This is a genomic window from Mesorhizobium sp. M7A.F.Ca.AU.001.01.1.1, from assembly GCF_004022735.1.
GTDB classification, from domain to species: domain Bacteria; phylum Pseudomonadota; class Alphaproteobacteria; order Rhizobiales; family Rhizobiaceae; genus Mesorhizobium; species Mesorhizobium ciceri.
The window spans coordinates 1-1356 of sequence record NZ_RZPF01001086.1; the positions used below are offsets into that span (position 1 = coordinate 1).

Here is a 1356-nt window from a genome sequence, read left to right on the forward strand (position 1 = left end):
AGCTTGGCCGTCAGATGGACGACCTCCGCCGCCAGCTCGTTCATCTGCTCGCGCAAGGCGGAGCTGCTGTCAGCGGCCTTGGAGGCGGCCAGTGCGGTGAGATCCGCCTTCAGCCGTTTGTTCTCGCGCGCCAGCGCCGTCAGCCTCGCCTCGAGCTGCTCACGGTCGCTATCGAGCTTGGCGATTGCCTTGTCGAAATCATCGCTCCTCGCGACATCGCCGCCCTTGCCGACCAGCCGCAAGGCTGGCGCGCTGTCCTCGGATTTCGATCTTTCGCGCATGCGTGCCAGTTCCTTTTCGCGGCGGTCGAGTTTGTCTTCTCGATCGGCAAGTGTGGCCAGCAGCCGTTCGACCTTCTTGTCGAGCTCGGCGGTCTTTTTCTTCTCGGCTTTCAGGGCGTCCCGCGCGGCCTTGCTTTCGGCCGCGATTTCCTGGCCGCGCCTGTCGGCTTCCTTGCGCTGGCCGCGCAGCATCGCAATGTCACTGGCGAGTTTCTGCATTTCGGACTCTCGCGCCACGAGCTCGATCTGCCGGCTGCTCGAGGAAAAACTGGCGTCGTCATACATGCGCTCCAGCTTTTCCAGCTCAAGGGCGCGCTTTTCCAGCTTGCGTTCGGTTTCCTTCAGACGCTCCGAAAGCTGCTGCAACTCGCCCTCTCGCTGACGCAGCGCTTCGTTCTTCGCGCCCAGCTCGGTCAGCACCTGGTTCTTGTCAGTCCGCTCGACCGCCAGGCCCTTCATGGCCTCGCGACCGCGATTGATCTCGACCAGTTGTTCGGCCGCCTTCTCACGCAACGCCTTGACGCTGATTTCCAGGCGGCGCGTCGTCATGGCGTATTCGGCGCGGATGCGATCCTTGTCCGCCTGGATCTCGGTCTGCGTCAGAGGGATCGAGGATTCGATGCGTTTGCGTGTAAGCGCGACCGCACGACGCCATATGGCCGGAGCCACCATGAGCGCCAGAAAGCCAGCGCAGAGAAAGCCGAGGACGAAGAACAGGACCGACTGGACCAAGTGACTACCCGTTGTGGCCGGCAAGCATCAAAAGCGCATAGATCGCTTTGACTGTGCCACGTTGACATGGCGGAAATCCAGCGTTGCGGCAAGGGTTTGCCGCAACGGTACGAGTTTAATGCATGTCGACCCAAAAGCGGTCCCGGTTTTGGACAACGACAGCCAAGGACTTCAGCCTAGAACGGATTCCACGTGGCCCGCTCGGTAAGCTTCAGATAGCCGAGATTGACGCCGAGCCGAGCACCGACGCCGGTGCGGATCGGCACCAGGAGAACATTGTTGTTCTTCAGCACGTTGAAGCCGACGCCCGCCACCACATAGGCTGAACCGGCAACGCCGCCAT

2 protein-coding genes are annotated in these 1356 nt (G+C 61.8%); both read right to left on the reverse strand.

Translation table 11 applies throughout. The features are described from left to right. Positions 1-1013, reverse strand: a 1013-nt coding sequence (locus EN884_RS36045) for a hypothetical protein (RefSeq protein WP_128361130.1), incomplete at its 3' end; no start/stop codon positions are given. A 176-nt stretch (positions 1014-1189) separates the two neighbouring features. Continuing rightward, positions 1190-1356, reverse strand: a 167-nt coding sequence (locus EN884_RS36050) for an EipA family protein (RefSeq protein WP_128361131.1), incomplete at its 5' end; no start/stop codon positions are given.